Here is a 7042-nt window from a genome sequence, read left to right on the forward strand (position 1 = left end):
GGACGCATGCCGCTATCTGCCTGATTGTTGGCTCCCAGCCGAGCCGTCGGAGCATTCCGACGGCTTGGCTGGCAGACGGCCTGCCGGCAGGGTCGGGGTCTGTCATGGCATGAAGCACCATGGACCAGCGCCGCCGCACCGTGCCGGGAATTCGGGGTTCCCCCAGAGTCCTTGCCACCATGGACTCGAGGGGAGGGCCTGGGAACGCTTTGGTTCCGGTCAGGCATTCGAGTGCAACCAAGCCCAGCGAGTAGATGTCGCTGGCGGTTGTGGATGTTCCGCCGCATACCTCCTCGGGGCTGAGGTAATGCGGTGTGCCCGAGGAAGAGTTCGGGGCCGCGTGGCGCCCGTTGAGGGCAATTCCGAAGTCCGCCAGTTTCGCGATTCCAGGACCGCCCGGGTCCGACGCGAAGTCCACCAGGATGTTGCCGGGTTTGATGTCGTTGTGGACGATTCCCCGGCGGTGGACGTGGGCCAAGGCGCGGGCAATGTCGGTCATCCAGGCGGCTGTTTGCTTCGGAGAGGCGGGATTGTCCTGCAAAAATCCGCGAAGGTCCTTGCCGCCCACCAGCTCCATCACCACAAAGCTGCGGCTTTCCCGACTGCCGGCTGACTCGGTTTTATCGCTGTCTACTGCGTCTCCGGAGTCGAGGACCCTGACGATATTCTTGTGCCGCAACCGTCCATGGATTTCAAGCTCCCGCCGAAATGGAGAGTTGTCCTTGGAGTCCGTTGACCTGAAAATCTTCACCGCTACCGATTTGCCTGAGAGCAAGTCCCGGGCCTCGTTGACATACGCTTCCGAACCTCCACCCAGCTGGGCGCCGAGTCGGTAGCGCCCGCCAAGCACCACCTCGGGGTGCACCGCGTTGGCGCCCATCGCCCCACGATCAGTTCCGGCGACCCGCCGGTCAATTCCTGCGGCCCCGCGATCAGCGCGGACGACCGCCCGGTCAAGGAGCGTCACTGAAGGAGGGATTCGATTTCGGTGGCAGGCACTCCGGTCACGTCGGCCAGAGCACGAGCATCGACACCGGCGTCGACCGCCTTTTTGAACGTCAGCTCCAGGGTGTTCTGGGCAACGGCAAGTTCATGCTGCAGGCTCTGGCGTCGGAGAGCCGCGATCCAGACACCGCTGACGGGGTCCAGGGCGTCAATATCCATCCGGAAGCCGCAACCGCAGGCCCACTCCGGCCAGATCGGCTCTACTGAAACCCACTGCATGGAGTCGTAGGAGGGCCCAGCGGAGATGGCCATATGGGACCCACAGTGCACGGGTCCCTGGGGGATAGCCTGTTCCGTGACAATGTCCACGGTATTTTCAGCCACTGGTGTGGAGCTTGGTTCACGCAGCGCGACTGTCATCGTTCTCTCCCACACATTCCCTAGTAAGTAGCTTGGCTATCTAGTTATATGTGTACTTACTACTTAAGTCCAGTCGGACCTACGTGGCAACTCCATCGATCGCTCCCCGCATGCGCCTAAGAAAGTCCACCACAACCGCTGATTCCTCGGCGTTCAGGGTGTCCGCCACCTCCATCATTCGGGCATGCATATCGCCCAGGGTGCTGCGGACCTCCTGGTCCGATCCTGGAGTTGGTCGGAGAATAAGTGCTCGTCGATCGGTGGGATGTGGCTCCCGAGTGACGTAGCCCGACCTGACCAGCCTGTCCACCAGCGAGGTCATGGAAGCGGAAGTCATTCCCAAGCGGACAGTCAGTTCCTTGGGCCCCACCTCCCGGCCCGCGCGCTCGGCTTCCAGCAAATAGCGGAGAGCCATGAGGTCCGTTTCGCCCATCCCCATGGACGCCTGAGTTCTGCGCCGCATGTCGGCTTCGGCCGACCGGTAGTCCCTGAGTGCGTTCAGGACGTCCACGGCACCCATCTGCTTGCGGCTCTCCAGCCCGTACCAATAGCCCTGACGTTCACTTTTGTCGCTCATCACCAGTCCTTTGATAGACATGTATCTCGCTTGTCTAACCAATTGATCCTAGGCGATTTGATCAGGCGGCGCTGACGGAGCCCTTGGCCATCAGTGCTTAAGCGCCCTGCCCGCTTGCGCGCAGACGCCGCCAAACAGCCGGAGCCACTACTACCGCAACGCCGACGGCGGCACCAATGACGGTTTCGACGATGCGGTCACGGAGCAGCAAAGCCGGATCAACCGGCGCTGCCAACAGCGTGGCAATCAAAGCCAGCGGCGTCACGAAGACCTGCGCCACCAGATACTGGCGCGCGATGAACATCTCCGCCCCGAACTGGCACGCGGCAATGACCAGGACCATGGCCCACGGTGCCGGGTTGAGCCAGAGAATGCCGGCCAGCAGCACCAGGCCGATCACCGTTCCGGCGATCCTTTGGATGCCACGACTGACCCTGTGACGCGTCGAGTGACCCACCAACGGAACCACCGCCGCCACCATGGCCCAGTAGGTGTGCCCGAACCCGAGCCGCTCCCCCACCAAAGTTGCTATGGTCCCCGCCAAGCCTGCGGCCACGAGATAACCACCCCCCTCAAGCCAGATCGCCCGCCGCTCAGCTGCGGTGTGACGGATCCGCGGAGGCCGTTTCCACGGTGTCCGGTGGCTCCTGAGCACGCGCGAAGACATGCCGATGAGCAAGCAAAAGGCGGTTGTCCCCACCGCCACCAGCATTGCTTCCCAGAGGGGAGGTTGCGCGGCGATGGAGGCAATGGCAGCGAAGGCAAAAATGTGAAAGAGCGAGCCACCAGGCCGGAGCCGCCAAGCGGCCACCACCACGGAGCAGACACCGGCCAGCACAGTGGTGGCTGCCGTCAGGAGCCAGGAATAAGCTGCGCCTTCGATGCCCGCGGCCTGCGCAAGGCGGGCCATAAGAGTGGCCAGGAGAACGATCAAAAGCATGAAGCCGCCGGCGCGCAACTGGCTGCGGAAACGCACACTGTGGGGCTCGTTCCGGCCATAAATTCCGGTGAACGCACCGAATGAGGCGAACACGGCCAGATCCAGTCGTCCCAGCAGGGTCAACGTGATCAGCGGAACAAACACACCTACAGCGCAGCGGAGTGCGGGATGGTGGTCCTTGTTTCCAGGACCCATCGTGAACATTTCCGCTACAGCCTTCAAGGGGCGGCTCGCCTTTCGTCGCAGGATCAAAACGTACGACGACGGCGCTGGCGTCCGCTTCAAGGTTACGCCCGGGTTTTAGGGCTGCCCCGGTATTGGGCGCAGATAGTGCCCCTCATCACGTATATGAGGGGCACTATCTACGGACAAATTCCTGGGGTCAGAAGCGGGACGGAGCCCCCGGGACCGGCGAGGTGCCAAGCTGGTTGCCGGCGACGTCAGTCAGGCCGGAGGCGGGGGTGTAAGTCGGGAAGATACTGTCTGAAGTAAGGATGGCCCCTCCAGCATTCCCTCCACCCAAAGTGACGGTGAGCGTTTGGGATGTCGAACTCCAGTGCAAGATGCCGCCGCTGTTGGGTGTGTTGAAACTCAAATTGCTCGATGTGTAGTCTCCTCCGAGAGCAACCGAGCCTACCCTCAGCACCGGGCAGCTATTGGTGGTCACGGAGAGAATATCGTTAGCACTGACATTCACCACAACCCGGTTGTTCCCGTTGCCGCTCACAGTTTGTGTGTTGTCGGGGCTGGTCCAGGTACTGCAGATGGTGCTGGCCTTGAGCGGCTCGGAGAACGTCAGCGTTACATGATCGCCTGCCTCAACCTTGCCGGCCGTGGCTCCGCCGTTAGTGAGCTGAACCCCGGTCACCGTCGGTGCGGTCACGTCTTTCGTGGAAGCTGCCGTACCTGCAGGGCCGGTGTTGCCGGCTGCATCCGTTGCACGCGCTGAGTAGTTGATATTTCCTTCGTTGAAGGCGCTCATGTTCAGGGGTGGTGCCGTCCAGTTTCCGGAACCGTTGGCCGTCATGGTTTGCGTCAAAGGCTGGGCCCCGGCGCCGGTGACCGTGAGCACTACGGTAGAACCGGATTCTGCGGTGCCGCTGACGGGAACGTTGTTGACATTGCTGGAATACACGTACGCAGGAGCAGTGATAACAGGTGCCACGGGTGGGGTCGCGTCCACGGCCGTAGCTACGCTCCGGGTGCTTTCCGCGCCTTGCCATGCCGAGAGCAACGGGGTGACTGCGTAGTACCACGTCCCGGTAGGAACGTTGTTGTCCACACAACTGAGGGCGGCGATGGTTCCCGTGCAGGTTCCTGCCGCAGCCATCCCGGTCCCCTCCGTCGCCGTGGCGTAGCGTGCGATGCTGTAGCCGGTTACGGGCCGTCCTGCCGCCGTCGTGCTTGCAGTCCAGTTGACCGTCACGCTGGTGCCGGAAACAGCGGTGGTGGGCCTCGCGCCCTGGGCTACGGCGTCGGCCTTGGCCGCACCGAAACCGCTGCTCACTGAGCCCCAGAACGCGCTTGCTGCCGGCCCTCCCCAGGAAACCAGGAATATTCCGAGGACAATCACCACAATCCTGTTCCAGCGCCCAAGGGTGGCGGGCGAGGACGTCGCCCGGCCAGTGGTCTGACGAAGCCGGCTCACTTCCGTACCTCCAGAGTGACAGGAATATTGAACGTGGCGCCTTGGCAGGCTGACACCGACGCCGCACTCATGCCGGCCGCGTTGCCAAGCGTGAGCTGGATGGAGGTATTCGCCTGAATGGTCACTGGGGACGCCAAGGGTGCCGGCGGAGGCGTGAACGTCACTCCGGTGGTGGTGCAGCCGGGGTGGGCCGTACCAGCGGTCACGGGGCCGTTCGACGCGAATCCGTAGATGGTTACGGCATGGGGGTTGGGGTTGTACGCCCGGAGAATGACATCGGCAGACCCGCCGGGTACCAGGCTGGTTTGCAGCGTATCGCCCGGGACGAGTGCGTCCACCGTGACGGTCTGCATGGTGCCATTGGTTGCCGATCCGCTGCCAGCTCCGGTGCTAACCCAGTAGGCGTACGCGGAACCCGCACCACCGAGGATGCAGAGAGCCACGGTGGCAGCCGCGGTTCGCGCCATGCGCCCTTTGCCGGGACTGCGGGGAGTTCGGACTGTCGTCTTCATGTCAGTTCGCCTGTCCCGTGCCGGTGTATGCGAGATGGAGGGTCGCGCCTTTGCAACCGTCCTGGAGCTTGGATGTGTCAAGCATGGCGATCTGCGGCAGCTTGGACTCCGGCACGCCGAGTGCGGAAAGTGAGCGGGTGCCCGGTGCAACCGTCAGCGGATACGTCCCCGAATACTGGGTGATCTTGTAGTCCGCCGTGGTGCAGGGCAGGTTGGCAGCCACCGCCTCGGGAGTTCTGACCACTTGGCTCATGGCAACGGTCAGGTTGGTCACCGCGATGCTCTTGTTGTTGTAGTTGGAAATCTGAAGGTTCACGGGCCGGGTGGTTCCCGGTGCAAGCAAGCCGTCCACCGAGCCGGTGACATCAAATGTCCGCTTGACCTCCAGGACCTGCAGCTGCGCCGGAGCTGAAGCCTGCACAGATCCGCTGGTGCCTTTCACCGTGAAGTCCGTCTTACCGGCGGCGGTGGTGGGTGCGGTTTGCACTGTCATGGTCACCTGCGCGGTGCTCCCGGAGGTGAGAACCACCGACGTCGGCTGCCACGCCGCTACCGCTCCGGCCGGCAAACCGCTGGCGGCGAACGTGACGGTTCCCGTGAAGCCTCCCGTGGAGGTGGCTGACACGGTATACGTGGTGGACTGTCCCTGGTCCAGGCTCCGGCTTGAGGGAGACAGCGCGACCACAATCCCTTTGGAGACCTTGGTTTGGTTCCCTTGGGAGCCGCCCTGCCCGCTGCTGGCCGCGAGCGCCGCCACCGGGACCAGGGCAACTACGAGCGCAAGTATCAGTGCACGGAGTGGCACACGTGCTTGGCGGAACGGCGTCGTTCGCTTTGGCCGGGGGTCCATGGAAGCTCTTTTCGGACGTGTTCGGTGCTGCGGGCAGAAATGCGTAGGCCGGGGACCACCACTCGCAAGGTGGTCCCCGGCTGTCAGGCGCTACAGGCTGGTGACGTTGACGGTCACCACTGCGCCCTTGCAGGCGTCCTGGTTCTCCGTGGTGCTGTCGTTGAACTTCAGCACGCCGCTGCCCACGGACGTTCCGATGGCGCCTGCTGCCACATTGGTGTTGGTGGTGTTGGCCGTGACCTCGAACCAGGCCGGAAGACAGCCCGCCACATTGGTGGTCACATTGGCGCTGAGGGCTCCAACCACGGTGCTGGAGGTAGTGGCGTTATCGGCCGTATAAGCTACGTTAACCTGGTTGCCCGGGGCGAGCCCGCCGTCGAACGTCGCATGGAGGGCGACCGTTCCGCCGCCGGCCGAGTTGGTTGCCGTTCCGTTGCCCGAACCCGTTGTGGTCCAGTACGCGTAGGCAGCTCCGCCACCCACTGCTACCAGTGCCACGCCGGCGACGGCTGCTGTGATCCGGCTCTTCTTGGAAAGCTTGCGCATAATAAGGCTCCTTGGTTGATCTACGTCCCGGGGAGCCGCATCGCAACCCCCAGCATCCGATCGGTGTTGTCGGATGAAGCGATGAACCCAATAGTTCAGCCAGCGCAAGCCCTGTGGCTAGGTTTCCGGGTACGCCATTTTTCATTCGAACAACCGGAGAAAGATACCCACCTTCGCGATGCCATTACTCAGTTTTTGAACCCGCACTACTTGGGCCGCTTTCGGAGACCACAGTCATATCGGGGGGTGCGGGTACTCGCCTTCTCAGGGCCTGTCCAAGGAGTGGACATAGCTAAATATCCGCGGAGCTGTCCCAGCCTGACTTTTGTGCGCGAACATTGTGCCCATCTTGAGCAAAAACTGCGCTGGCGTTCGATGGCTTCGGCAACGCGTCCAGGCCCGATGCCGTGCTGCGGCAGTCAAGTGATGCTTACGGTGGTGCCTGTTGGTACTGCCTTGCCGACGGCGTCAACAATGCCGTCGGTAGGGACTCTTTCAACACGTGTGGGGAGCATGCCTGGTGGTGCTTCTTGGTGATGCTGTGTGGGGTGGTTAGCCGTGGGCGGCGAGGATGGTGGAGGCTTCCTGGCGGGTGGTGCCGGAG

The 7042-nt window shown here is 62.9% G+C and carries 9 protein-coding genes; all 9 read right to left on the bottom strand.

Going from position 1 to position 7042, the window contains the following annotated elements; translation table 11 throughout:
* The coding region (locus A477_RS22500; RefSeq protein ID WP_017200441.1) for a serine/threonine-protein kinase at positions 1 to 967 on the bottom strand (967 nt) is incomplete at its 3' end.
* Positions 964 to 1329 carry a hypothetical protein gene (locus A477_RS0118830; RefSeq protein ID WP_237715838.1) on the bottom strand — a complete coding sequence of 122 codons (366 nt, stop codon included), beginning with the start codon at positions 1327 to 1329 and terminating at the stop codon, positions 964 to 966. The genes A477_RS22500 and A477_RS0118830, both read right to left, overlap by 4 nt.
* 115 nt (positions 1330 to 1444) lie before the next feature.
* The gene (locus tag A477_RS0118835) at positions 1445 to 1942 is read right to left on the bottom strand and encodes a MarR family winged helix-turn-helix transcriptional regulator (RefSeq protein WP_044569193.1); all 498 of its coding nucleotides are present in this window, start codon (positions 1940 to 1942) and stop codon (positions 1445 to 1447) included.
* 97 nt (positions 1943 to 2039) lie between these two features.
* Positions 2040 to 3086 (bottom strand): FUSC family protein, encoded by a 1047-nt coding sequence (locus A477_RS0118840; RefSeq protein ID WP_083848071.1) that lies wholly within the window; start codon positions 3084 to 3086, stop codon positions 2040 to 2042.
* Between the two features lie 178 nt (positions 3087 to 3264).
* Positions 3265 to 4530: an Ig-like domain-containing protein gene (locus A477_RS0118845; RefSeq protein ID WP_026005763.1), complete on the bottom strand. Its 1266-nt coding sequence runs from the start codon at positions 4528 to 4530 to the stop codon at positions 3265 to 3267.
* Positions 4527 to 5042 (bottom strand): hypothetical protein, encoded by a 516-nt coding sequence (locus tag A477_RS0118850; RefSeq protein WP_017200445.1) that lies wholly within the window; start codon positions 5040 to 5042, stop codon positions 4527 to 4529. Before A477_RS0118850 ends, A477_RS0118845 begins: the two co-directional genes overlap by 4 nt.
* 1 nt (position 5043) lies before the next feature.
* Positions 5044 to 5892, bottom strand: a complete 849-nt coding sequence (locus tag A477_RS0118855; protein WP_017200446.1) for a COG1470 family protein — start codon at positions 5890 to 5892, stop codon at positions 5044 to 5046.
* 90 nt (positions 5893 to 5982) lie between these two features.
* Positions 5983 to 6438: a hypothetical protein gene (locus tag A477_RS0118860; RefSeq protein WP_017200447.1), complete on the bottom strand. Its 456-nt coding sequence runs from the start codon at positions 6436 to 6438 to the stop codon at positions 5983 to 5985.
* 419 nt (positions 6439 to 6857) lie between these two features.
* A partial coding sequence (locus A477_RS23805; protein ID WP_286130203.1) for a hypothetical protein occupies positions 6858 to 7042 on the bottom strand: 185 nt, incomplete at its 5' end.

The organism is Arthrobacter sp. M2012083 (assembly GCF_000281065.1).
In the GTDB taxonomy this organism is placed as follows: Bacteria; Actinomycetota; Actinomycetes; order Actinomycetales; family Micrococcaceae; genus Arthrobacter.

Excerpts from the sequence above, each read along its gene's own strand:
- A477_RS0118855 (WP_017200446.1), bottom strand. The coding sequence starts at position 5,892 with ATGGACCCCCGGCCAAAGCGAACGACGCCGTTCCGCCAAGCACGTGTG.
- A477_RS0118850 (WP_017200445.1), bottom strand. The coding sequence starts at position 5,042 with ATGAAGACGACAGTCCGAACTCCCCGCAGTCCCGGCAAAGGGCGCATG.
- A477_RS0118835 (WP_044569193.1), bottom strand. The coding sequence starts at position 1,942 with ATGAGCGACAAAAGTGAACGTCAGGGCTATTGGTACGGGCTGGAGAGC.
- A477_RS0118840 (WP_083848071.1), bottom strand. The coding sequence starts at position 3,086 with ATGTTCACGATGGGTCCTGGAAACAAGGACCACCATCCCGCACTCCGC.
- A477_RS0118860 (WP_017200447.1), bottom strand. The coding sequence starts at position 6,438 with ATGCGCAAGCTTTCCAAGAAGAGCCGGATCACAGCAGCCGTCGCCGGC.